Source organism: Aeromonas rivuli, assembly GCF_020149575.1.
GTDB lineage: Bacteria > Pseudomonadota > Gammaproteobacteria > Enterobacterales > Aeromonadaceae > Aeromonas > Aeromonas rivuli.
In genome coordinates this window covers 2,696,058-2,719,302 of sequence record NZ_CP079742.1, presented here as the reverse complement: position 1 = coordinate 2,719,302, position 23,245 = coordinate 2,696,058, and the positions used below count along the sequence as shown (strand labels likewise).

At 52.2% G+C, this 23,245-nt stretch carries 21 protein-coding genes; 4 read left to right on the top strand and 17 right to left on the bottom strand.

Going from position 1 to position 23,245, the window contains the following annotated elements; all coding sequences use genetic code 11:
• The first annotated feature begins 7 nt into the window (after positions 1–7).
• Both fliD and fliS read left to right on the top strand, forming a co-directional pair.
• On the top strand, positions 8–1,402 hold the full coding sequence (gene fliD, locus KYK33_RS12520) for a flagellar filament capping protein FliD (protein ID WP_224430733.1): 1,395 nt from the start codon (positions 8–10) through the stop codon (positions 1,400–1,402).
• A gap of 20 nt (positions 1,403–1,422) precedes the next feature.
• A complete protein-coding gene (fliS, locus tag KYK33_RS12515) occupies positions 1,423–1,845 on the top strand; it encodes a flagellar export chaperone FliS (RefSeq protein ID WP_106887225.1) in 423 nt (140 codons plus the stop codon).
• Between the two features lie 59 nt (positions 1,846–1,904).
• On the opposite strand, the gene KYK33_RS12510 is transcribed toward fliS, so the two are convergent.
• Positions 1,905–2,111 carry a hypothetical protein gene (locus tag KYK33_RS12510; protein ID WP_224430732.1) on the bottom strand — a complete coding sequence of 69 codons (207 nt, stop codon included), beginning with the start codon at positions 2,109–2,111 and terminating at the stop codon, positions 1,905–1,907.
• Positions 2,112–2,167: 56 nt separating this feature from the next.
• On the opposite strand from KYK33_RS12510, the gene KYK33_RS12505 reads away from it, so the two are divergent.
• Both KYK33_RS12505 and KYK33_RS12500 read left to right on the top strand, forming a co-directional pair.
• Complete coding sequence (locus KYK33_RS12505) at positions 2,168–4,258, top strand: motility associated factor glycosyltransferase family protein (protein WP_224430731.1); 2,091 nt, start codon at positions 2,168–2,170, stop codon at positions 4,256–4,258.
• A gap of 91 nt (positions 4,259–4,349) precedes the next feature.
• The gene (locus KYK33_RS12500) at positions 4,350–4,997 is read left to right on the top strand and encodes a pseudaminic acid biosynthesis-associated methylase (protein WP_224430730.1); all 648 of its coding nucleotides are present in this window, start codon (positions 4,350–4,352) and stop codon (positions 4,995–4,997) included.
• An 80-nt stretch (positions 4,998–5,077) separates the two neighbouring features.
• Here the strand turns inward: KYK33_RS12500 and KYK33_RS12495 are convergent, their stop codons facing one another.
• The 16 genes from KYK33_RS12495 to gltB form a co-directional block, all read right to left on the bottom strand.
• Positions 5,078–5,758 carry a class I SAM-dependent methyltransferase gene (locus tag KYK33_RS12495; protein ID WP_224430729.1) on the bottom strand — a complete coding sequence of 227 codons (681 nt, stop codon included), beginning with the start codon at positions 5,756–5,758 and terminating at the stop codon, positions 5,078–5,080.
• A 12-nt stretch (positions 5,759–5,770) separates the two neighbouring features.
• A complete protein-coding gene (locus tag KYK33_RS12490) occupies positions 5,771–6,424 on the bottom strand; it encodes a WbqC family protein (RefSeq protein WP_224430728.1) in 654 nt (217 codons plus the stop codon).
• Positions 6,421–7,440: a DegT/DnrJ/EryC1/StrS family aminotransferase gene (locus KYK33_RS12485; protein WP_224430727.1), complete on the bottom strand. Its 1,020-nt coding sequence runs from the start codon at positions 7,438–7,440 to the stop codon at positions 6,421–6,423. The genes KYK33_RS12490 and KYK33_RS12485 overlap by 4 nt, the downstream gene beginning before the upstream one ends.
• Positions 7,427–7,888 carry an acyltransferase gene (locus KYK33_RS12480; protein WP_224430726.1) on the bottom strand — a complete coding sequence of 154 codons (462 nt, stop codon included), beginning with the start codon at positions 7,886–7,888 and terminating at the stop codon, positions 7,427–7,429. Before KYK33_RS12480 ends, KYK33_RS12485 begins: the two co-directional genes overlap by 14 nt.
• Complete coding sequence (locus KYK33_RS12475; RefSeq protein ID WP_224430725.1) at positions 7,885–8,943, bottom strand: N-acetylneuraminate synthase family protein; 1,059 nt, start codon at positions 8,941–8,943, stop codon at positions 7,885–7,887. Before KYK33_RS12475 ends, KYK33_RS12480 begins: the two co-directional genes overlap by 4 nt.
• Entirely contained in the window at positions 8,940–9,986 is a 1,047-nt protein-coding gene (pseG, locus tag KYK33_RS12470) for a UDP-2,4-diacetamido-2,4,6-trideoxy-beta-L-altropyranose hydrolase (protein ID WP_224430724.1), read from the bottom strand. Before pseG ends, KYK33_RS12475 begins: the two co-directional genes overlap by 4 nt.
• A complete protein-coding gene (locus KYK33_RS12465) occupies positions 9,986–10,690 on the bottom strand; it encodes a PIG-L deacetylase family protein (protein WP_224430723.1) in 705 nt (234 codons plus the stop codon). The genes pseG and KYK33_RS12465 overlap by 1 nt, the downstream gene beginning before the upstream one ends.
• Positions 10,687–11,397: a pseudaminic acid cytidylyltransferase gene (pseF, locus tag KYK33_RS12460; RefSeq protein WP_224430722.1), complete on the bottom strand. Its 711-nt coding sequence runs from the start codon at positions 11,395–11,397 to the stop codon at positions 10,687–10,689. Before pseF ends, KYK33_RS12465 begins: the two co-directional genes overlap by 4 nt.
• Before the next feature lie 57 nt (positions 11,398–11,454).
• Entirely contained in the window at positions 11,455–12,600 is a 1,146-nt protein-coding gene (gene pseC / locus KYK33_RS12455; RefSeq protein ID WP_224430721.1) for a UDP-4-amino-4,6-dideoxy-N-acetyl-beta-L-altrosamine transaminase, read from the bottom strand.
• Positions 12,597–13,601 (bottom strand): UDP-N-acetylglucosamine 4,6-dehydratase (inverting), encoded by a 1,005-nt coding sequence (gene pseB, locus KYK33_RS12450; RefSeq protein ID WP_224430720.1) that lies wholly within the window; start codon positions 13,599–13,601, stop codon positions 12,597–12,599. The genes pseC and pseB overlap by 4 nt, the downstream gene beginning before the upstream one ends.
• Before the next feature lie 98 nt (positions 13,602–13,699).
• A complete protein-coding gene (locus KYK33_RS12445; protein ID WP_224430719.1) occupies positions 13,700–14,107 on the bottom strand; it encodes a rhodanese-like domain-containing protein in 408 nt (135 codons plus the stop codon).
• A 15-nt stretch (positions 14,108–14,122) separates the two neighbouring features.
• Entirely contained in the window at positions 14,123–14,950 is an 828-nt protein-coding gene (locus tag KYK33_RS12440; protein WP_224430718.1) for a cobalamin-binding protein, read from the bottom strand.
• Entirely contained in the window at positions 14,943–15,896 is a 954-nt protein-coding gene (locus KYK33_RS12435) for a cobalamin biosynthesis protein (protein WP_396021399.1), read from the bottom strand. The genes KYK33_RS12440 and KYK33_RS12435 overlap by 8 nt, the downstream gene beginning before the upstream one ends.
• 5 nt (positions 15,897–15,901) lie before the next feature.
• Positions 15,902–16,594 carry a 5'-methylthioadenosine/S-adenosylhomocysteine nucleosidase gene (gene mtnN, locus KYK33_RS12430; RefSeq protein ID WP_224430717.1) on the bottom strand — a complete coding sequence of 231 codons (693 nt, stop codon included), beginning with the start codon at positions 16,592–16,594 and terminating at the stop codon, positions 15,902–15,904.
• 291 nt (positions 16,595–16,885) lie between these two features.
• Entirely contained in the window at positions 16,886–18,301 is a 1,416-nt protein-coding gene (locus tag KYK33_RS12425; protein WP_042043567.1) for an FAD-dependent oxidoreductase, read from the bottom strand.
• A gap of 11 nt (positions 18,302–18,312) precedes the next feature.
• A complete protein-coding gene (gene gltB / locus KYK33_RS12420; protein ID WP_224430716.1) occupies positions 18,313–22,770 on the bottom strand; it encodes a glutamate synthase large subunit in 4,458 nt (1,485 codons plus the stop codon).
• Positions 22,771–23,245 lie beyond the last annotated feature (475 nt).

Sequence of the window (23,245 nt, the reverse complement as noted above, 5' to 3'; positions counted from 1 at the left end):
AGGATGTATGGCAATTACCTCTGCGGGGGCGGGATCCGGGCTCGATCTTGAAAGTGTGATCTCGGCGAGTGTGGCAGCGAAAAAAGCCCAGTTGCAACAACCGATCGTCACCAAACAAAACAGTACCCAGATCACCTTGTCTGGCATAGGTCAGCTGAAATCCTCCATCTCTGCCTTCACCGACATCCTCGACAAGCTGAGTGCCCCCGGTGCGTTCAACAAACGCGCTATCAACATTACCCAGAGCAAAGACGACCCCATACTGAAGGTGGAGAGCAAGTCTGGCGCCTCCAATGGGCAATACAACATCATCGTCAATAAGTTGGCACAAACGAGCCGTCAGGAAGGGATCTTCGATAGTTCCACCACCTCTCTGGTCACCCAGGATGGGCAACTGACGTTCAAGGCCGGCGACAAGACGTTCAAGGTGGATGTGAAAGCGGGCGATACCCTGCAAGACATTCGCAAGAGCATCAACAGCAATGGCGACAACTTCGGCCTCAGCGCCAACATAGTCAACACGGCGGATGGCAAGGCCAAACTGGTGATCGATTCCGGCATCTCGGGCGATGGCAAGGATCTGACCATCACCGGGGATACGGCGGAGCTCGCCATCTTCGAGTCGGGGGGCGGTGTCATGAACCAGACCCGGGCTGCCAGCAGTGCTGAGATTTCCGTGGATGGCAACGTCCTCAAGAGCGACACCAATACCTTTGATGACTCTATTCAGGACCTCAAGGTGACTGTGCTGCGTGTGTCGGATAAAGACAGTGTGGGGGATCTCAAGGCAAACAAGGTTGATATCACGACCGACAAGAGCTCTATCCAGGAGCTTGTCCAGCAGTTCGTGGATGGTTACAACACCCTGCAAGACAAGATGAATACCCTGGGCAAACGCAACACCTTCGTGGGTGGCGTGAAGCAGGACGATGGCGGCGCCCTGGCCGGTGACTCAACCACAAGAGCCATCGAATCATTCATGAGCAATCTGCTGGTCAGCCCTTCCCAGAACAGTGGTACCTACTCCACCATCTTCGAGGTCGGTATCAAGATGGACAACAAGGGCAAGCTGTCCCTTGACAAGACGAAGTTTGGCGAAGCTGTCGACAAGAACTTCGATCAGGTTGTGGCGCTGTTTGGTGGAGAGAAGGGGTTGGCGGGCACCTTGAATACCGGCTTGAAAGAATATACCAAGAGCGGTGGCATGCTGGCACAACGAGAAGATGTCTTGAACTCGGACTTGCGTGCTCTTACCCAGAAAACCGCAACGGCCAGTGCACAATTGGCAAAATATGAAGCCTCACTGCGTGCCCAGTATGGCAGTCTGGATGCCTTGCTGGTCAAGATGAACAACTCGGCCTCTGCATTGTCCAGCCTGCAGACGAATTATCAGAAATCTTGATAGATCGAGAGTATTGAAATATGTACAAGCGCAATATCAAAGCATATACCGCGGGCAACCTCGCAGCCGATCTGGCCACGGCGGATCCTCACCGTGTCATTCAACTGATGATGCAGGGGTGCCTGGAACGTCTGGCACAAGCCAAGGGCGCCATCGAACGCCAGGACATGGAAGCCAAATCGGTTGCCATCTCCAAGGCGCAGGGATTACTGCATGGTTTGCAGGATGCGCTGGATATGAGTCAGGGCGCCATGTCAGAAGACCTCTATGGGCTTTACGCCTATATGGACGAACGTATCTGGGATGCCAGTCTGGCACGGGATATCGCCCCCCTCGACGAGGTCATGGGACTGATGCTGACCATCAAATCCGGTTGGGATCAATTGCCCGAGGCTGAAAAACAGCAAGGTTTTCAGATGAGACAGCAGCTGGGTGAGCTGTGAGAGCCACTCTCACCGAGCTCGATGACGCACTGCGGGAAAATACCTGCTTGATGGACGTACTATTGCAGCAGCAGCAATATGATGAGGCCCTGCTCTGCATGGATGAGCGGCTGGCGCTGATAGGTCGTCTGGTGCAGCTTGCTCAAGATGACCCTGAGCAGCAACAGGCTGTTGCGGCCCTGGCTGGCGAACTGTCCATTCAAGAAGAGAGCACGAAAGCTCTGGCAGCCAGCCATCATCACGCCATCTTCGAACAGCTGACTCATGTTGGGAAAGCCAACAGGGCCGGGCAAGCGTATCGTGCTAACTGCAAGGAGTTCTGATGCTAGGCAATATTGATGCAATCCTGATAAAAGCGGAACAGGATGCACTGCGACTTCAGCAGCAAGCGGAGCAGGAAGCTGCCATGAAGGTGGCGTTGCCCCTTCGCTTTGCACAAAACATGGCGGCGTTTCGCCAATATATTCCCCATATCGCCGACATGTATGAGGACTATCAGCCCGCCCGTCCATTCAAGTTTTTCTGCAGTGAAAACGGTCAACCCAATCTGGCCTGGCTCGATGATGATGTGGCCGTATACGGTGCCGAACCCTACCTCATCTGTGAGACGCTGGTGAGCGAGTTCATGGAAAAGGGGGCTTTGTCCAAGTTTTCTTTCAGTCAAGAGGCCAATCCCCTCGGCTTCATGCATGTCGAGTACCTCAACAAGCTGAATGCCTATCTTGATGATCTCTCTGCCCGAGAGGCGATGTTGGAAAGGGTCCCCCATGAGGTGCCCAGCGCCCTGATCTTTGGGGTGGGTCTGGGGTATCACCTCGGTTATCTCTATGAAAGGTGCAAGATCGGTACTCTCTTTCTGTTCGAGCCGGACCTGGATCTCTTCTATGCCTCTTTGTATTGCTTCGACTGGGCGCCGCTGCTCGGCTATTTGCATCAGGAAAACCTCGGCCTGCATATTCTGCTGGGGCAGGATGAAAACACCATCGTCAAGGATTTCGCATCAGCCATTCAACGCCGAGGTTCCTTCTTGGTTGCTAATGCCTTCATCATGTGGGGATATCAGGATGAGAAGATCAGGAAACTGATAGAGAAAGTGCAGCAAGAGTACTACCTACTGGTGATGGGATGGGGTTTCTTCGATGACAATCTGATCGCACTGTCTCATACCATCAATAACATCGAGCGTGCAGTGCCATTTTTGCAGCACGATAAAAAAATCTCACCAGTATATCAACGGACCCCTGTCTTTATTATTGCCAATGGTCCCTCATTAGATGAATCAATTGCGGTTATCAAGGCACATAAAGATAGGGCCATTTTGATTTCTTGCGGTAGTGCCATGACCGCATTGCACAAAGTGGGCATAAAACCGGATATCCATGTTGAAACTGAAAGAACTAAGAGTGTTTATGATCTTCTGATAAGTTTGAATGATCCTGATTATCAGCGAGAAATTCTGTTCTTGAGTAGTGATGTTATCCATCCAGATTGTTCGACACTTTTCAACAAGTCCATGCTCACGTTTAAACTCGGTGAACCAGGAGTTACTCTCTATCAGAATCATTTCCCTCACTTGCAACCTTGTGCTGCATTTAGTGGTATGAACCCACTGGTTGGCAATATTGGTGTAAGCCTACCCATTAATCTTGGTTTCAAAAATATATATTTATTTGGTATGGATAATGGTTACCGGCAGAGAGGGTATCATCATTCTAAATTTAGTGCATATTATAATAATAATGTTAAAGCCGAGGCTTTTGGAGAGAATGCTTATGGTGATAGCCAGAGAGCGTGTGAAGGGAACTTTGGTGGTGTAGTTATCAGTAACATCATGTTTGATACTTCTCGCCGTGTGACAGAGGAGGTATTGGCCGCTAATGGCGATGTCCAATGCTTCAACTGTAGTGATGGCGCCAAAATTGAAATGGCTAGACCTCTACCTAGTACGGATATACATATTTCTCAGTCGATAAATAAGTCAGCCTTGATTGAAGAAATCACCAGGTTAGGAGCACCCATTACCTTGTCAAAGCAGGACTTATACCCACTGTTAGATATTGATTTCTTTAATGTATTTATAGACAAGATGACTGATGATTGGCAGTGTTCATTTTCGTCAAGAAATGAACTGAATCAGCTTATGTTACGTAATTTTGGTTATCTTGCGCAAATTGCTGCAACAAAACAGCAGCATGTTGCACAAGTTATGATTGGTTCAATGAATTATGTATTTAGCATGTTGAGCACCCTTCTTTATTCATTTGAAGGAGAGGAGAAAACGCTGGCGTTGATGGAGCCAGCTATCGGTTTATGGCTGGAATTCTTGTCAAAAGTAAGGGATATGTATCCACGAGCGCTCGACAGTATAGATATGATTGATGATCATCAGACAATGGATTTATTCAAGAAATGAAATTTTTACTTGTTCATATCTGTAACTAACAATGTTAATTTCTGTAAGTTTAATAACTATACTTAGAATGCCTTAACGGTAAGAGGTAGCTATGGAATATAATTCTGATTCACAAAATATAAACATACCGCGTACGGAGCAGGAAGACTTCTGGGCCGGTGAATTTGGCAATGCATACGTTGAACGTAATAAAGATGAACATTATGTGGCCGATAGCTTAGCATTTTTTAGCAAAGTTATAGCACGCACAGAGAGGGTTAATAAAATTCTCGAACTAGGTGCTAATGTAGGCCTTAATTTAATGGCTCTGAAGCACTTATTACCCAATGCGGAGTTTACGGCAGTTGAGATAAATGAAAAGGCAGTTGCGACGTTAAAAAAGAATGTTCCAAGTGCTAAAATATACCAAAAATCAATCGTTAACTTTAATGCTAATCAATATTGGGATTTTATTTTTACAAAAGGTGTGTTGATCCATATTAATCCAGAGCAACTTCCCCAAGTATATGAATTAATGTATCAGAAATCATCGCGCTATATACTCATTGCCGAGTATTACAATCAAACACCAACTGAAGTTAGTTATCGAGGGCATTCCGGAAAGCTCTTTAAAAGAGATTTCGCAGGGGAAATGTTGAAAAAATTTCCTGATTTGTCATTGGTTGATTATGGCTTTATATATCATGGGGACATGAATTTCCCTCAAGACGATATAACTTGGTTTCTACTTGAAAAATAAAACATAGAAAGTTATTTTATTGATATAATGTTTTAAGGAGTGAGATATAGCCCAGCAAAAGATACGCTGGGCTATTTGTGTTAGACAGGCTTGCGCGCAATAATATCCCAACTGGCAAAGTGAATTTTATTATTTGGTAGTTCTTGCGATTTTTCTTTATGTTCTAATTTTTCTATAATTAGATCGCTTTTTTTAAAGAGTTCTAATATATGTTCTTTGTCACTAAAGTGAACTTTTCCGATCCTATTTAGATGGCTATCGGCAGGAAGGTTTGTGCGAGTATGGGCGTCGATATAATCTCCAGTTTTGGAGTCTGAATGTACACTCGAATACCAATCAATGCATATTATTTTTCCACCTGGTCTGAGATATTCTACAACATGTTTTAGCGTATTTGTAATAGCATTGGTGTCATTACATGTTATTGATCCGCGATCAACAACGAGATCAAAAAAGTTATCTTTTAAAAAAGAGTTTTTATTGGTGAAATCACCGACAAGAATTTTTTTTGATAGTTCAGGATATATCGCTATTAATTTTTTGACGATGTTTTCACTGCCTTCAATTGAATAATAATCAAAATTTTCTTTCAGAAATAATGGTATATTTGCACCAGCCCCACAACCAAGTTCCAATACTCTTTGGTAGCCATCTCTAGGGTTCGCATATCGATATACAGATGATACGAGATCACTCCATGGCCAGATACTCATATGAGAGTTATTTCTATATACATCATTCCATTCAGTTGCATATGTCATTTAATAGATACCTCACTTAAGGTTGAACCAGTAATCAATGATGCCCATGTAAGGGATAAAGGGACCAAATAATTGCGGGTAAGGGACTTGTTCGAAGCTATGGTGGTTCAATTTTATCCCATTCGAGATGAAATTATTTTCCTCAAGATAGTTCTTTCCCATAGGGCCAGAAAGATAGGTCGTTGCACCTACTTCCTGGCAAATATTTAAAATAAGATCTGACTTTTTTGATGAAATATTTAGTGACGAAGACCTGATTATTTTTGTGTTAATGTCAAACTCTTCTAGCCAAAATAATAAATGATTAAAACACAAATCAGCAAGATGTGTTTCATTATTTTCATAGAGATTATATAGTCTTATATATTTACTATGGAATTCAGCGCACTTTGAGTAATTGTTTTTTATTGACTTCAAATGATTTTTTCGCCAATCAATATCGCTTGCCATTTCAATATCGATTAAGCTCTTGCTTAAGTGCCCTTTTTTGTTAATGGGGATAGTTAGCCAATGTGAGCCATTGGCACCCTTAATTAAATTACGATTGGTAAAACTATTTTTCTCAAGTTGTACTGAGTCAAGGAATATAAATAAATCGCTTTTTTTGATACGATCCACATATCCCAACCAAGGTAGGTAAGCGGGTTGATGGATGCTGACTATCATGGTTTCAATACTTTCGTGCAAACGTCAATAACCCTATCGACATCATTATCTGAGAGAGAAGGGTAAATGGGTATTGAAAGCGTTTTGTGAGTTAATTTAGCAGCATTAGGCACAGACGTACTCGCCATTAGTAATTCCTCTTCTTTGACTGGTATTATGGATTTTATACCTTTTGCAAGCAAATGTTCCTGACATGAAATGATGCTTTTAGCATCAGATAGAAGCACCGCTCTAAACCTAACTGGTTTTATGTCTTTATCTGTGTTGTCAATGAGAGGAAGGCCTGCACTTTGGTATTTTTTAAATATTTCTGCTCGACGAAAAATGAAGCCTGGCAGCTTTTTTAGCTGCTCTCTGGCAATGGCAGCTTGAATATCAGTCATCTGAAAATTAAACCTTGGTATGGTATCGACAATTGAGTCGTAATCCCTTATTTTTCTTGCTAGATCGGAAATGTCTCTGTTTTTTGATATTATAATTCCACCTTGCCCACCACTTGTTATTATTTTAGTTGCGCCGAGAGAAAATACACCGATATCTCCGAAAAGACCTACTTGTATATTTTTTATCGTAGCGCCAAGGGCTTGTGCAGCATCTTCAACTAAAAAATAGCTTCGTTTTTTTTCCACGTTCAAATCTGGCAGGCCAAACATATGGGCTATGATGTAAATATCCGCATTGTTTTTTTTTAATGAGGCATTTACTGATACTTCTTCTACATCTAAAAAATTGGGTATACCACCAGATAACTGTATCGCATTAAATATGGAGCGACATGAGTAGGCAGAGGCAGATACATATTTATTTTTGGCATTTGCGATCGTCAATGACATATAAAGTGCTGCAGAGCCGCTATTGACAGCGACAATATTCTCTGCGGGCAAGTTTATATATTTACCAAACTCTTGCTCTAAGGCTAAGACCTCTTCTCCTTGTGCAATCCACCCGGATGCTAAAACTCTGGCTGCTGCTTGAGACTCCTCATGACCAAGTGTCGGCCTATTATGTGGGATCATTTTTTATGATATCCTCAAAATAGTAACCTTCCTTTACAATCATGGGATTACCAATTACTAATGAATATGGTGGTATATGGCCAGCATCAACAATAGTGCCGGCAGCAATAACAGAATGATGCCCTATGTAGACACCACCTTTTATTACGCAATGGGATCCCACAAAGACATTATTTTCCAAAATAATATCTTTTCTATCAATAGACTTTGCTAGCTCAATGCATTTCAAGTGAGAATCTGCACAGTTAATAGTAACAAAAGATGCAATATCGCAGTGAGCACCAATGACAACGTTCGCACCTGTAGCATTAACTTCGCTAAAGGCGCCAATATAAACATTTTCTCCAATATCAGGAGTGCCTAATATCCATACTAAGGGATGGTAAGGATTTTCTTTGAAAGTAGTCAAATTATAAAAATGTTGCTTGTATTCATCTTGCTTCATCATGATATGTCTTCCCAAGAAAGTAATGTGCCCTTCTGAAGACTGTGTTTTGCCACTCTCCCCAGCACATCGTCGAGGTGAATTGGTGGTAGCCCATTACCAGGTCTACGCAATCCGATGTTTATATTACTGAGGATCTCACCTGGCGTAATGTCTTTTAATGCAGTGATACTTCGGCGAGCCAATACTTTCATATCTTGCTCTGCAATCGTAGGTCTTATAAGAGGAGAGCCAAGCATCAGGTGTGCGTCTCTGATCGCAGATATCCATTCTCGAGCCCCGTTGGGATCTTCTGAAAACCAATGGTCTGGACCAGGTAATTGATGATCGAGTGTGAAGTGCTTCTCGAATACCACAGCGCCTAAACCATATGCAATTGCTGCAGCCAAGGGCCCTTGGGTATGATCTGAAAATCCCAATACTAAATTTGGGAACGCTGCCGCTAGAGTTTTTAATTTACTCAGATTTACATCGGCTACTGGTGTCGGGTATTGAGATGTACATAGCATCAATACGACAGGTTTACCTTCCATTGCACCTGTAACATCAAGAGCCTGATAAACTTCCCCAAGATTAGCCATTCCACAAGAGATGAGAAGTGGCAATCCAGTGGCACTATACTGCTTAAGCAAGGGAATATTGGTAAAGTCATCAGAGCCTACTTTTAGCGCAGAAACACCTAGTTGAAGTAGCAACTCCATATCAGTAACATTTTGCGGTGTAGATAAAAAAGTTATCTTTTTCTCGTCGCAGAAATTTTTTATGCTATGCCACTCTGCTACTGAAAACTCATAGCGACGGAACATATCCCGCATCGACTCAGTCACTTTTTTACCTTGTGAGCTGTAGGTAAAGAGTAACTCCGGATCGCCGACGAATTCATCAGCTTTGAAGGTTTGAAATTTAATAGCATTGGCACCCGCCGATTTAGCGACAGATATCATTTTTTTTGCGATATTTATATCACCATTATGATTAATCCCTGCCTCAAGTATGATATACGGCTCCCTATTCTCTAGCGGTTTGTTAGAAAATAGAGTGTTGATATCAACTGTCATTTCATCTTCTCCAGAGTAGATATAATAGATGACGCAACATAGCTTGCTCCGTTACCATCGGTAATCGACATAGCCGATATGGACATATTATTTATTAGGTTGGGATCAAGGCGCTCAACTGCAGTACGATAATCTGTGGCAGTAAGGTTATCTACCATACCTAAATTAATTACTGCACCCAATTCATGTAGTGTTGCTGCAATAGGGACTTGGTTATCCGCCTGAGTGCTGATTAATGCAGGTAGCCCCATACAGCAGCGCTCCCAGGACGCACTCCCTCCAGCACCTATAGCAAGGTCTGCATCGAGCATCAGCCTAGCCATATGTGGAGTCTGTATATGCAGAGTAGAGTGTGTTGAGCTACATAACTTTAATAACCGGCTTCGATGTGGATTGTTGCCACCAATAACGACATCTATTTTAAAGTTTTTATTTGCAGCCAATACCCCTAGCAGAGCTTTTTCCGTTTCATTATCTGGATCTGTGCCACCAAAGAAAATAATTATTTTTTCCAGCTTGCTTCTTGTTTTTACACGATCTCTGAGGTGTTGGAAGGATTCAGACAATAGGGCATAGCGAGGTCCTAAGAAGCAGACACACTCTTTAGAGATATTATCCACATAATCCACATAGAAATTTTCACTTTTAATGACATTTTGGTCTAGGAGAAACTGACTGCAATGGGAACGGAAAATATCATCTATTGCCAGTAACGAAATGTCGGATGCAGTAATTACCTCTTCCCAATCCATGCCCAGCTGGTAATGATCGACTACCACAAGTTTCGTGGAGGTCGATAGGTTAGATAACGTAGCATAAGCATCATCTTGCTCGCTTTCACCAAGAGAATGTAGAGGTGAGGAGGTCAATACTCTATATTCATGCCCCTTTCTAACCACCTCCTCATAGAGTGCATCCCCATTAGGGGAAAAAATAAAGACAGATTTTTTACCTAATTTCTTAAATGCGTCAGCAAGTGCAAGGCAGCGCATAACATGCCCATATCCTAAGCTTATTGATGCATCGGTACGGAATACAATCATTAGGCACCTAATATGTGACGGCCAAGCATGAAGGCCTCAGCATAATGATATCCTACAGAGGCCCCTCGCCATTTTGCTAAGTATTTTACAGCTTCAAGTGATCGAGGGTGCGGGTAGGAGCGCATTTCTGAAGCATATGCTTCGAGAGCCAGCTTTTTTTTCTGCCAGTGTGACGTAATGTCGACGAACCAATTTGGTGAGAAGGGATAAGCAGATGCCGCAGGGCGCCATTCTGTACTTGATGCAATCTCAAAAAAGAGAATTGTTTGGAGTTTTCTTCCGGGCAAGGGGCGGGTTGCTGCGATAACGGCATCATGTATTACTCTATGATCTATATTCACATCACCAACATGATGGGTATAAACAATATCTGGTTGCCATTCATTTATCTCGGTTTCGACAACTTTAATGACATCAAGCAGGTCGACACTATCCATCCTGTTATCTGGGAAGTCTAGTAAGTTGAGTCTCTTTACACCTAGAATGCTATTTGCCATCTGTGCAGCGCTATTCAGCTCAGTTAACTCCGTCATTACCACCGAGCGTTCCCGTTTGGAGAGTCTAGAAGTTGCACCTTCAGCCATAATAAGAACTGATACTTGGTCGCCTCGCTCGCTATGGTTAGCAATTGTTGCTCCGCATCCCAATACTTCATCATCAGGGTGTGCGGCAACGACTAGCACTTTTCGAGAGGATGTTGTCATACGATAAGACCTTGTTGTTTTTGAAGTTGCCACATAAGTTCAGCCTGATGCCAATCCTCTAGTGTATCGATATCTATAACCAGATGACGTGGTAATATCAGTGGTGTAGCCATACGGCTGAACAAAATATTACTCTCGAGCCAAGCATATTGGGTACCCCAATAAAATTGTCCAGCGTCATGTAAAACCAAGGGGAGATCCTGAGAGCGGGTGGGAAAGTGTTCGGGGAAAAGCATTTCGACACCATCACCAGATCGTACAAATCCTCTGTAAGGAGAGTAATCAAACGTACCGGCACTAAAAACAAAATGCTGATGGCTCTCCTCAAGCATCTTTAGGCCAGTGCGTAGATCATCTGCACGCACGAAAGGTGCTGTTGCATATAGACAGCACACAGAACCGAGTTGCCATCCTTTTGAGATGGCCCAGTTGATGGCGTGTACGACCACTTCTTGGGTTCCGGCATGGTCGTTTGCCAATTCCGGAGGACGGATAAATGGCACACTGGCCCCATGTTTGTGGGCAACGTCTGCGATCTGCTCATCATCGGTTGAGACGATGATTTGATCAAAACAGCCCGCGTCCTGTGCAGTCCTAATTGAATGCACAATCATAGGGACACCAGCAAAAGGACGGATATTCTTACCCGGAATGCGTTTGCTGCCTCCCCGCGCAGGGATGATAGCCAGGGTCTGTGATGTGGTCATAGGAGTTTCCATGTCAGCGAGGTCGGGCTGTCGGGAGTGATACATATTATTTTCTGACTAGCGGGCCAGGCGTTGTATAGCTTGGTTCACGTGACGCAGCTCTTCATCACTCAGAGTGAAATAGAGAGGCAAAGAGAGACAATGCTGATAATAACGCTCTGCTACCGGACATGATCCTGTTTTATCTCCATATTGCTCACGATACCAAGGATGATGATAAACAGGAATATAGTGAACTTGAGTGCCAATGCCGTCAGCCATCAATGAATCCATGACCTGGCTGCGACTCTTACCAATAGCTGCATAATCTATCTCTACCACATAGAGATGGAAACAAGAGGAAAACCCCTCCATTTCCTGGGGGGTCTTCAGCCAGGGAAGTTCGGCCAGCGCCTCGTTGTAGCGGGCTACCAGGGCTCGGCGGCGTGCCTTGAACAGAGTCAGGCGTTGCAACTGGCTCAACCCCAGAGCCGCCTGCATGTCTGTCATGCGGTAGTGCCAGCCGAGGGTCTGCATCTCATGATACCAAGGCCCGGGTTGTTGGCTTAGTTGAGACGGATCCTTGGTGATGCCATGGCTTCGCAGCAGCAGCATGCGCTGATACAAGATGGGGTCATTGGTCATCACGGCGCCACCTTCACCACAGGTAAGGGTTTTTACGGGGTGGAATGAGAAGATGGTGGCATCCGAATAACGGCAGTTGCCCACCGGACTACCGTCTGCATAGCAGGAGCCAATGGCATGGGCCGCATCCTCGATGACCTTGAGGCCATGTTGTTGCGCTAGTCGGTGAAGGGCTGGCATATCGGCGGTCTGGCCAGCGAAGTGAACCGGAGTGAGTAGCGCCGTCGCCGGGGTAATGGCGCTCGCAACGGCTGCTGGGCAGAGGTTATGACTGAGGGGGTCTATGTCGGCAAACACCGGCTTGATGCCGCAATAGGCCATGCTGTTCGCGGTAGCGGCAAAGGTGTTCGGGGTAGTGATGCCCTCGCTACCCGCAGGTAATTCCAAGGCGGCGACCGCCAGATGCAAAGCCGCTGTGCCACTTGCGACCACCAGGCAGTAACGGGCGCCGCTGTAATCGCAGAGTGCCTGTTCAAATTCGGCAACCTTAGGGCCTTGCGTCAGGTAGTCGGATGTGAGCACGGCATTGACTGCGGCTATATCTTCCGCGGAGATGTCTTGTTTGCCATAGGGGATCACTCTGATAGCACCTCTTGGTTGAGCCGCTGCAACTCTGCCTGGGACATAAAAATGGGGTTGTTAAGCGAGTTATATTCAAATCCTATGGGCACACTGCCGCCTCGTTCTCCCAGCGCATTGATAGAGAAGTCATCGCTACGGTGATTGAAGGTAATACTGGGGGCTATGACGTAATAATCTTTGAATTCAAAAGTGTGGTAGGAGTCATCGGCCGGGCACATCACCTCGTGCAGCTTCTCGCCCGGGCGGATGCCAATGATCTCCTGGGGCAGATCTGGGGCCATGGCACTGGCGAGATCCGTGATGCGCACCGAGGGGATCTTGGGAACGAACACTTCCCCTCCCTTCATGCGGGCAAAGTTGGCCAGTACGAACTCCACCCCTTGTTGCAAGGTGAGCCAGAAGCGAGTCATCTCGGCATGGGTGATGGGCAGGCTGGAAGCGCCCTTGGCGATGAGCTGTTCGAAGAAGGGTACCACAGAGCCACGGGACCCAACCACGTTGCCATAGCGCACCACGGAGAAGATGGTCGGGTTCTTGCCCGCCATATTATTGGCGGCGACAAACAACTTGTCGGAGCAGAGTTTGGTGGCGCCGTAGAGGTTGACCGGGTTGGCGGCCTTGTCGGTGGAGAGGGCGATCACCTTCTTGACCCCATTGTTGAGCGCGGCCTTGATGACGTTTTCGGCGCCACCTACGTTGGTCTTGATGCACTCCATGGGGTTGTACTCGGCGGCGGGCACCTGCTTGAGCGCCGCGGCATGCACCACGAAGTCCACGTCTCGCATCGCCATGTCGAGCCGCTCCCCATCACGCACATCGCCGATGAAGTAGCGCATGCAGGGGTGGTTGAAGTGCTGCTGCATCTCGAACTGTTTCAATTCATCACGGGAATAGACGATAAGACGAGCCGGTTGGTAACGCTCCAGAACCATCTGGATGAAACGCTTGCCAAAAGAGCCGGTGCCACCGGTAACCAGGATCGTTTTCTCGTTGAACATAGATATATCTCGTGTGAAGAGGAGTCTGGGGAGATTGAATGCAAAATCAGGGCCAACAATAATCAGCTGATTGCCCATTCGGTCAATTTATCCACTGGCTATTTAGTGACGGCCTGTTCGCTTTTCACCCAGCCCTGATAGTCGCCGCTGAGGTGATAGACATGGCTAAACCCGGCTTTTTCCAGTTCGGCTTCGGCAAGGGCGGCACGCCGCCCAGTTTGGCAATAGACCACCACAGGCAGCCTTCTGTCATCGCCGATCTCGGCCAGACGCTTGATGAGCTGGTCGTGGGAAATGTTGATAGCGCCAGGAATATGGCCCTCGGCAAACTCCTCTTTCGTGCGTACATCCAGCAGCAGTGGCCGCTTGCTCGACTGTTTCTGCCAGCTCTGCAGGGTCTGCTGGTCGATGGGGACAACGGCCATGGCATTGCTGCCAAACAAGGCTGCACCGCACAGGCAGGACCATAACAGGGGCAGCATGAGGGAGCGACGAGAGAGGGTCATGGTGATCTCCAGATCTTAAGGTTGGGTCGCGCGCGCCGTGGCGATGGCCTGGCACACCTGTTCAACCGCGTTGAGTGCTCGCGGGGTAAATCGGTGCAGCTCATCCGGGTTGATCAGGGCGAGTCGGTGTTGTTTAACCGCATCCAGCATGGGCCACTGTTGCCAGTGCTCCAGCACATGCTTGTCTCGGCTGCCCGCCAGGATAAGTTGGGGATTGGCCTTGATGATCTGCTCCAGCCCTACCTGGGGGTAGGGACCGGCCGCATCATCGACCAGATTACGGCCACCACACAGGGTGATGGCTTGCGCCGGCCAGGCGTAGCCGCTAACGCTGGTCAGCGGCGGGTTCCAGAGCTGATAGAAGACGCGGATGGACTCACCATGACCATATTTGGCCTCAAGAGCCGCCAGTCTGGCGAGATAGGCATCGGCTTGGGCATTGGCACTCTGCTGCAACCCCAGTCGCTCGCCCAGGGCACGCATCTCCTGGCCAAGAGAGGCAAAGTCGGTGGGTTCAGAGTAAAACACCGGGATGCCAAGCTGTTCGATGGGGGCCAGCATGCGGGACTGGGCCGAGCGCCAGGCCACCACCAGATCCGGTTTTTGCGCCAGCAAGGCCTCGACATTGATACTGCGGTAATTGGCCACATGGGGCAGGGCGCGCACCTGTGGTGGATAGTCGGAGGCATCATCGGTGGCGACGATGCGGCTCCCGGCGCCCATATCGACCAACAGCTCGGTGAGATGGGGGGTCAGGCTGATGATGCGCTGGGGCGGTTCGGCGCCATACGCCCTGGCCGCCAACAGACAGAGCAAGGCACAGGGCAGCAGGCGCTTAACCATGCAGGCCTCCGGCGAGAGTCAACAGCAAGGCCAGCGCGAGCCAACCCCAACCGATACACAGGAGTCGAGTGAGCAGCCGACGCGGGCTCTCCCAGGAGGGATCGCCTCCATCCCCCAGCACCGGCAGTCGCACTAGCGTGCCTTGATAGTAACGGGGCCCTCCAAGGCGCAGTGTGCATTGGTGCGCCAGGGTGGCAAGCAGGGCGCCAGCGGCGGGGTGGGGCCAGCGGCTCACGCCAGTGCGCAGGGCACTCATCCCCTCCTTGACCTTGGGGAACAGGTTGGGCAGCGCCAGCAGCAGGGCGGCGGGGGCCGCTAATCCCTGATAGAGGGCTGCGGCCGGGCGGCCGAATTGCACGAAAGCCGGTTGCTTGCAGCTCCAGGCGTACTGCGTCAGCTGGGCCAAACGCCACAACAAGGCGCCCTGCACCCCGGCGAGGGCAAAGCCAAGCAGGGGCCCCGCCCAGCCGCCGAGCAGGCGCAAGGTGCAGGTCTCGCACAGCGCCTTGGCGAGCCCCATGGCCGAGAGCTTGCCGGTTTCGCGCTTGAGCCAGGGGGCGGCTTGCAGCCTGGCCAGGGGCAGGGTATCGCTTTTCAGCAAGGCGCCTCCCGCCGTGGCCAGGGTACGCAGAGGGCGGGACTCTATCATCAGCAACAGAAACAATAGGTCGAACAGCGGCTCGGAGAGGGCGAGGTTGCGCACCGCCCAGAGCCCGGCCGCGCAGGGCAGCCAGACGACCAGCAGTGCCAGTATGCCCGCCTGCCACTGCGCGCTCGGGGTGCCGTCCGGGCGATGAACCTTGTGGCCCAGTCGGCTGAGCAGGGGCTCGGCTGCGGAGAGACGCAACCAGTCAGGCCTTGGCAGCAGGGCTTCGAGCAAGGCGGCGCCCCCCATGATGGCCGCCGGGGTGGCCGCCATCAGGGTCAGGGTGTCGAGGGAGGGCAGGGTTATCACAGCTTGCCGAGCAGGGAGAGGATCACCTCGGCGGAGTGCTGGCCGGCGACCTCGATAAAGGCGTCGAAGGATTCCACTTGCTCCTTGCCTGCGATGTCAGACATGGCGCGCACCACCAGATAGGGCACGCCAAACATATGACACACCTGGCCGATGGCGGCCCCTTCCATCTCGACCGCCAGCATCTGCGGGAAGTCGGCGCGGGCACGGTTGATGGCATCCGGCTTGCACATGAATTGATCGCCGGTGCAGATGAGGCCCAGCTTGGTTTGATGCTTGCCGTGCAGGGCGATGCACTCCTGGGCCAGGGTCATGAGACGCGCATCGCAGGGGAAGGCGGCGGGTTGTTGCGCCATCTGGCCCATCTCGTAACCAAAGGCGGTCACGTCCACGTCGTGAAAGCGCATCTCGCTGGCGATCACCACATCCCCTACCCGCAGCGCTTGATCGAAACCGCCGGCGGAGCCGGTATTGATCACGCAGTCAGGGGTAAATCTCTCCAGCAGCAGCGAGGTGGCGACGCTGGCGGCGACCTTGCCGATGCCGGAGCGGGTCAGGATCACCTCTTTGCCTGCCAGTGTGCCGCTATAAAACTCGCAACCGCCTATCTTGGTGGTGGTCATGTCGCTCAGCTGGGCGCGCAGCAGGGCAACTTCCTGCTCCATGGCGCCGATAATACCTACTTTCATCAGAAACCTCGTCTAGGGGCTCAAGCCCGTCTAAGTTGCGGCAATCATAGCAAAAATCCGCGCCAAGCCTACAGGCGAGGCGGCCTTGGGTGATCGCTTGCACAAAAAAACGCCCCCGCAGGGGCGGGGGCGTCGGTTTGTTAGTCAGAGCGACCAAAGAAGGCCTTCGGACTCATGGCCTGGGTCAAACGGCCAGATAGTCCATGATCCCTTCGGCGGCCTTGCGGCCTTCGTAGCTGATGGAGACACCACGAGGATGTCTCCTGGGTTCGCTATCGACGACGGCCGGGCTTAGACACTCAGATAGTCCATGATCCCTTCGGCGGCCTTGCGACCTTCGTAGATGGCGGTCACTACCAGATCCGAACCGCGCACCGCATCGCCACCGGCAAACACCTTGGGATTGGTGGTCTGGAAGGCGAAGTCGGACTGCTCGGGAGCACGGATCCGCTCGCGATTATCCAGCTCGATACCGAACTCAGCCATCCAGGGCTGTGGGTTGGGCTGGAAGCCAAAGGCCATGACCACGGCATCGGCGGCCAGCACCTGCTCGGAGCCTTCAACCACCACCGGATTGCGGCGACCGTTGACATCGGGGGCGCTCAGTTCGGTGCTCACCACCTTGATGCCGCAGGTGCGACCATGGGCATCGAGCTCGACGCCAATGGGCTGCAGGTTGAACATGAACTCGACCCCTTCCTCACGAGCATTTTGCACCTCGCGCTTGGAGCCCGGCATGTTCTCGGCATCGCGGCGATAGGCACAGATCACCTTGTCGGCGCCTTGGCGGATGGCGGTGCGCACGCAGTCCATGGCGGTATCGCCGCCGCCGAGCACCACCACCTGCTTGCCAGCGAAGTTGATGTAATCGGCCTGCGCCTTCTCAAAGCCCAGCAGCCGGTTGGCGTTGGAGATGAGGTAGGGCAGGGCGTCATACACCCCAGGTGCCTCTTCGTTGGTAAAGCCGCCCTTCATGTACTTGTAGGTGCCGACCCCGAGGAAGACGGCGTCAAACTCGCCGAGCAAGTCGGCGAAGGAGACATCTTTACCCACTTCAGTCTCGAGGCGGAATTCGATGCCCATGGCCTCGAAGATCTCGCGGCGGCGCTGCATCACCTCTTTTTCCAGCTTGAAAGAGGGGATGCCAAAGGTGAGCAGGCCGCCAATCTCTGGATACTTGTCAAACACCACGGCGCTGACGCCGCCGCGGGCCAGCACGTCGGCACAGGCGAGGCCAGCGGGGCCCGCGCCTATGACGGCGACCCGCTTGTCGGTTTTCACCACATTGGAGAGATCCGGGCGCCAGCCCATCTCGAACGCCTTGTCGGTGATGTATTTTTCGATGTTGCCAATGGTCACGGCGCCGAATCTGTCGTTGAGGGTGCAGGCACCCTCACAGAGCCTGTCTTGCGGGCAGACCCGGCCGCACACTTCCGGCAGGCTGTTGGTCTGATGGGAGAGCTCCACCGCCTCCAGGATGCGTCCCTCGTTGGCCAGTTTCAGCCAGTTGGGGATGTAGTTGTGCACCGGGCACTTCCACTCGCAATAGGGGTTGCCGCAGTCGAGGCAGCGATCCGCCTGCATGCCGACCTGGGCCTGGTTGAAGGGCTCGTAGATCTCCACAAACTGGATCTTGCGGATTTTCAATGGCTTCTTCGGCGGGTCGACCCGCTGAACATCAACAAATTGGAATACGTTCTGGCTCATAGGTTCCCTCCTTACTGCGCCTGGATTCTGAGTTCTGCACTGGAACGACTGGTGTGGCCCAACAGTGCCTTGACGTCACTGGACTTGGGCTTGATCAGCTTGAACTTCGGCACATAGGAATCAAAGTTGGCCAAAATTTCCTCGGCGCGTGAGCTGCCGGTTTCGTTCAGATGTTCGGTAATGATGCCGCGCAGGTGTTCCTGATGAATGGCAAGGTCTGCCACTTCCAGCAGTTCCACCAGTTCGGGGTTGGTACGCTTGGTAAAGTGACCATCGCTATCGAGCACGTAGGCGAAGCCGCCGGTCATGCCCGCCGCGAAGTTGACCCCGGTTTCACCGAGGACGGTCACTATGCCGCCTGTCATGTATTCGCAGCCGTTGTCGCCAATGCCCTCGACCACCGCCAGGGCCCCGGAGTTACGCACCGCAAAGCGCTCGCCCGCGGTACCTGCCGCATAGAGTTTGCCGCCGGTGGCACCATAGAGGCAGGTGTTGCCGATGATGGCCGCTTCATGGGACTTGAACGACACGCCGACATGGGGTTTGACCACCAGCTTGCCGCCGGTCATGCCCTTGCCCACGTAGTCATTGGCGTCACCGGTCAGGATCAGCTCCAGACCGCCGGCGTTCCAGACGCCGAAGCTCTGGCCTGCGGTGCCGTTGAAGTGTACGCGTACCGGATCGCTGGCCATGCCCTGGTTACCGTGACGGGTGACAATTTCACCGGACAGGCGCGCACCGATGGAGCGGTCTGTGTTGCGGATGTCGTAGCGATACTCGCCGCCGCTCTTGGTTTCCACCGCCTCGAGCAGGTCTTCGACCATGCGCAGGTTGAGCGGCCCCTTGTCGAAGGTGGGGTTGTGTTGTTGGCAGAACAGGCTGGAACCCGCCACCGCCACCGGCTTGGCCAGGATGCCGGAGAGATCCAGCTTGGCCTGACGGGCGGTGAGGCCGGGCAGGGCTTCGAGCAGCTCGGTGCGGCCGATGAGGTCGGTCAGCTGGCTGATACCCAAACCGGCCATCAACTCACGGGTCTCCTGAGCCACGAACCTGAAGTAGTTCATCGCCATCTCCGGCAGACCGGTGAAGTGGTCACGACGCAGTTTCTCATCCTGGGTGGCCACGCCGGTGGCGCAGTTGTTCAGGTGGCAGATACGCAGGTATTTGCAACCGAGCGCCACCATGGGGCCGGTACCAAAACCGAAGCTCTCGGCGCCAAGGATGGCCGCCTTGATGATGTCCAGACCCGTCTTGAGGCCGCCATCCACCTGCAGCCGCACCTTGTGGCGCAGGCCGTTGGCGACCAGGGCTTGCTGGGTCTCGGCCAGGCCAAGTTCCCAGGGGGAGCCGGCATACTTGACCGAGGTGATGGGGCTGGCCCCTGTGCCGCCGTCATAACCGGAGATGGTGATGAAGTCGGCATAGGCCTTGGCCACGCCGCAGGCGATGGTGCCCACTCCGGGTTCGGAGACCAGTTTCACCGACACCAGGCAGCCTGGATTGATCTGCTTGATGTCGAAGATGAGCTGGGCCAAGTCCTCGATGGAATAGATGTCATGGTGGGGCGGCGGCGAGATGAGCGTCACGCCAGGCACGGAATAGCGCAGCTGGGCTATCTGGGCCGTCACCTTGTCACCGGGCAGCTGGCCGCCTTCGCCGGGCTTGGCGCCCTGGGCCACCTTGATCTGCACCACATCGGCGTTCATCAGATAGTGGGGGGTGACGCCGAAGCGACCCGAGGCAACTTGCTTGATGCGCGAGTTCTTCTCGGTGCCAAAACGCTTGGGATCTTCACCGCCTTCCCCTGAGTTGCTCTGACCGCCGAGGCGGTTCATGGCAATCGCCAGGGCTTCGTGAGCCTCAGGGCCGAGGGCGCCGATGGACATGGCGGCGGAGTCGAAGCGCTTGAAGAGATTGGTGGCCGGCTCCACCTCGTCGATGGAGATGGCCTGCTGGCCTTGCTTGACCCCGATAAGGTCGCGCAGGGTCGCCACCGGCCGCTCGTTGACCAGCCGGGCATAGTGCAGGTAGTCGCTGTATTCGCCGGAGCGCACCGCGGTTTGCAGGGTCTGCACCACGTCCGGGTTATAGGTGTGGTACTCCTCGCCGTGGACGTACTTGAGCAGGCCGCCCTGGTTGAGGGGCTTGCGCTTGAGCCAGGCGGTACGGGCCAGATTGTGCTGATCCTGCTGGATATCGTCAAAGTCTGCACCCTGGATCCGGCTGGACACGCCGCGGAAGCAGGTCTCGACGATGGACTTGGACAGACCTACCGCCTCGAACAGCTGGGAGCAGCGGTAGCTGGCGATGGTGCTGATGCCCATCTTGGACATCACCTTGTAGAGGCCCTTGTTGATGCCATTACGGTAGTTGAGCATGGCCTGGCGCAGGCTCATCTTGAGCACGCCCTCTTCCAGCTGCTTGGCCAGGGTCTCGTAGGCGAGATAGGGGTAGACGGCAGTGGCGCCAAAGCCGAGCAGCACGGCGAAGTGGTGCGGGTCGCGGCAGCTGGCGGTTTCTACCAGGATGTTGGCGTCACAGCGCAGGTTGTTGTCAACCAGGGTGCGTTGCACCGCGCCCACCGCCATGGCGGCCGGGATAGGCAGGGTATCGGCACTGATGTTTCTGTCCGAGAGTACCAGCAGCACGGTACCGGCACGGGCGGCAGTCTCTGCCTCCTGGCAGATGCGCTGCACCGCGGCCTCCAGCCCTTCGCTTGGGGCAAAGTTGAGGTCGATCAGGGTGTGGCGATAGTGATCCCCTTCCAGGGCCAGCAGCTGATGGAAGTCGGAGTAGAGCAGGATAGGAGACTGGAACAGCACCCGATGGGCGTGACCAAAGGTCTCGTTGAAGACGTTCTGCTCGCTGCCGATGCAGGTCGCCAGGGACATGACATGATTTTCCCGCAGGGGATCGATGGGCGGGTTGGTCACCTGGGCAAACATCTGGCGGAAGTAATCATAGAGCGTGCGTTGACGGGAGGAGAGCACCGCCATGGGGGTATCGTCGCCCATGGAGCCCACCGCCTCCTGGCCGTTTTCGCCGAGCACGCGAATGATCTGATCCAGCTCCTCATAGGAGTAGCCAAACAGCTTCTGATAGGTCTTGAGCTGATCGTCGTCCAGCTCGCGGGCGCCGGTGTTGGCGTCGTCCATCTGCTCGAAGGGGATGAGGCGCTTGCAGTGATCTGTCATCCACTGCTTGTAGGTGTGGCGGCTCTTGAGATCGTCATCGATCTCGAAGCTGGTCCACACCTTGCCATTGCTGGTGTCGATGACGAACAGCTCACCCGGGCCAACCCGGCCCTTCTCCAGCACCTCGTCCGGGGTGTAGTCCCAGGTGCCCACTTCGGAGGCGAGGGTGATGAACTTGTCCTTGGTGATGACATAACGGGCAGGGCGCAGGCCGTTACGGTCCAGGGCGCAGGTCGCGTAGCGGCCGTCGGTCATGACGATACCGGCCGGGCCGTCCCAGGGCTCCATGTGCATGGAGTTGAAGTCGTAGAAGGCCCGCAAGTCCTCATCCATGTTGGGGTGCTTCTGCCATGCAGGCGGGATCAGCAGGCGCATGGCGCGGAACAGATCCATGCCACCGGCCAGGAAGAGATCCAGCATGTTGTCCAGGCTGGAGGAGTCCGATCCGGTGGTGTTGACGAAGGGGGCGGCCTCTTGCAGATCCGGAATGAGCGGGGTGGCGAACTTGTAGCTGCGCGCCTTGGCCCACTGGCGGTTGCCGGCGATGGTGTTGATCTCGCCGTTGTGGGCGAGATAACGGAACGGCTGCGCCAGCGGCCAGCGCGGGCTGGTGTTGGTGGAGAAGCGCTGGTGGAAGACGCAGATGGCTGACTGCAGACGGATGTCGGCGAGATCCAGGTAGAAATGCGGCAGGTCCACGGGCATGCAGAGCCCTTTGTAGACGGTGACCAGATTGGAGAGGCTGACCACGTAGAAGTAGTCATCGCTGATCCGCTTCTCGATGCGGCGACGCACTATATAGAGGCGGCGCTCGAGATCCTTGTCGACCCAGCCGGGAGGGGCGTTGACGAAGACTTGCTCTATGCTGGGCAGGGACGCCTTGGCAATGGGGCCGAGGACATGGGTATCAATAGGCACCTGACGCCAGCCGACCAGGCTCAGGGTTTCCCGCTCGAGCTCTTCGTTGATGATGTCACGGGCTTGCTGGGCCAACACGGGGTCCGGGTTGAGGAACAGCATGCCGACCGCATACTTGCGACCCAGATGCCAACCCTTCTCCTCGGCCACGGCTCTAAAGAAGCTGTCGGGTTTTTGCAGCAGCAGGCCGCAGCCATCGCCGGTCTTGCCATCGGCGGAGATACCGCCGCGGTGTTGCATGCGAGCCAATGCTGACATCGCGAGACGGACAAGCTTGTGGCTGGCTTCCCCTTCCATGTGGGCCAACAGGCCGAAGCCACAGTTATCCCTCTCCAGCTTTGGATCATATAGTGACATTGCATATCTCCCTTGCTCGGCCTTGATTCGCAAACTGCATAAATTGCGATTGGCTCTTGTGGTTCCGTCTGCCTGAAGTGGCGAATCTCCAAACTAATGGGAATTTTGCACTAGGTCAATTGGACAAGTCAGATGTTTTACTTGTTACATCCACATAACAAAATGTGGTTGCGTATTGATATGTGGGGGGTGTTTTGGTGTATTGGTTTGCTTTTAATTGATATACCAGCGTTATATATCTAAATATTGCACTTTGTCAGTTGAGGTAGCGACCAGACCCTCTTGTAGTAATCTTACCAAGCTGCGCAATCAGTGAATGAGTTCGATCACATTTCTCTGTTGTGCGACTTGCTTTTACTTCCCACCGAGATACCGATTTATTTGTTTTTATAAACAAAAGCTTAGTGGAATTTATTCTCATCACCTGAGGTTCACTGTTGCCAGCATGACGGCAGCACCGAACGGGATAAAGTCT

Coding starts and splice junctions, on each gene's coding strand:
- KYK33_RS12440 (WP_224430718.1), bottom strand. CDS start 14,950: ATGGTTAAGCGCCTGCTGCCCTGTGCCTTGCTCTGTCTGTTGGCGGCC.
- KYK33_RS12480 (WP_224430726.1), bottom strand. CDS start 7,888: ATGATGAAGCAAGATGAATACAAGCAACATTTTTATAATTTGACTACT.
- fliS (WP_106887225.1), top strand. CDS start 1,423: ATGTACAAGCGCAATATCAAAGCATATACCGCGGGCAACCTCGCAGCC.
- KYK33_RS12475 (WP_224430725.1), bottom strand. CDS start 8,943: ATGACAGTTGATATCAACACTCTATTTTCTAACAAACCGCTAGAGAAT.
- pseB (WP_224430720.1), bottom strand. CDS start 13,601: ATGTTCAACGAGAAAACGATCCTGGTTACCGGTGGCACCGGCTCTTTT.
- pseG (WP_224430724.1), bottom strand. CDS start 9,986: ATGATTGTATTCCGTACCGATGCATCAATAAGCTTAGGATATGGGCAT.
- mtnN (WP_224430717.1), bottom strand. CDS start 16,594: ATGAAAGTAGGTATTATCGGCGCCATGGAGCAGGAAGTTGCCCTGCTG.
- KYK33_RS12485 (WP_224430727.1), bottom strand. CDS start 7,440: ATGATCCCACATAATAGGCCGACACTTGGTCATGAGGAGTCTCAAGCA.
- KYK33_RS12495 (WP_224430729.1), bottom strand. CDS start 5,758: ATGACATATGCAACTGAATGGAATGATGTATATAGAAATAACTCTCAT.
- pseF (WP_224430722.1), bottom strand. CDS start 11,397: ATGACCACATCACAGACCCTGGCTATCATCCCTGCGCGGGGAGGCAGC.
- KYK33_RS12425 (WP_042043567.1), bottom strand. CDS start 18,301: ATGAGCCAGAACGTATTCCAATTTGTTGATGTTCAGCGGGTCGACCCG.
- fliD (WP_224430733.1), top strand. CDS start 8: ATGGCAATTACCTCTGCGGGGGCGGGATCCGGGCTCGATCTTGAAAGT.
- KYK33_RS12490 (WP_224430728.1), bottom strand. CDS start 6,424: ATGATAGTCAGCATCCATCAACCCGCTTACCTACCTTGGTTGGGATAT.
- KYK33_RS12510 (WP_224430732.1), bottom strand. CDS start 2,111: ATGAGTCAGCTGTTCGAAGATGGCGTGATGATGGCTGGCTGCCAGAGC.
- KYK33_RS12465 (WP_224430723.1), bottom strand. CDS start 10,690: ATGACAACATCCTCTCGAAAAGTGCTAGTCGTTGCCGCACACCCTGAT.
- gltB (WP_224430716.1), bottom strand. CDS start 22,770: ATGTCACTATATGATCCAAAGCTGGAGAGGGATAACTGTGGCTTCGGC.
- KYK33_RS12445 (WP_224430719.1), bottom strand. CDS start 14,107: ATGACCCTCTCTCGTCGCTCCCTCATGCTGCCCCTGTTATGGTCCTGC.
- KYK33_RS12500 (WP_224430730.1), top strand. CDS start 4,350: ATGGAATATAATTCTGATTCACAAAATATAAACATACCGCGTACGGAG.
- KYK33_RS12505 (WP_224430731.1), top strand. CDS start 2,168: ATGCTAGGCAATATTGATGCAATCCTGATAAAAGCGGAACAGGATGCA.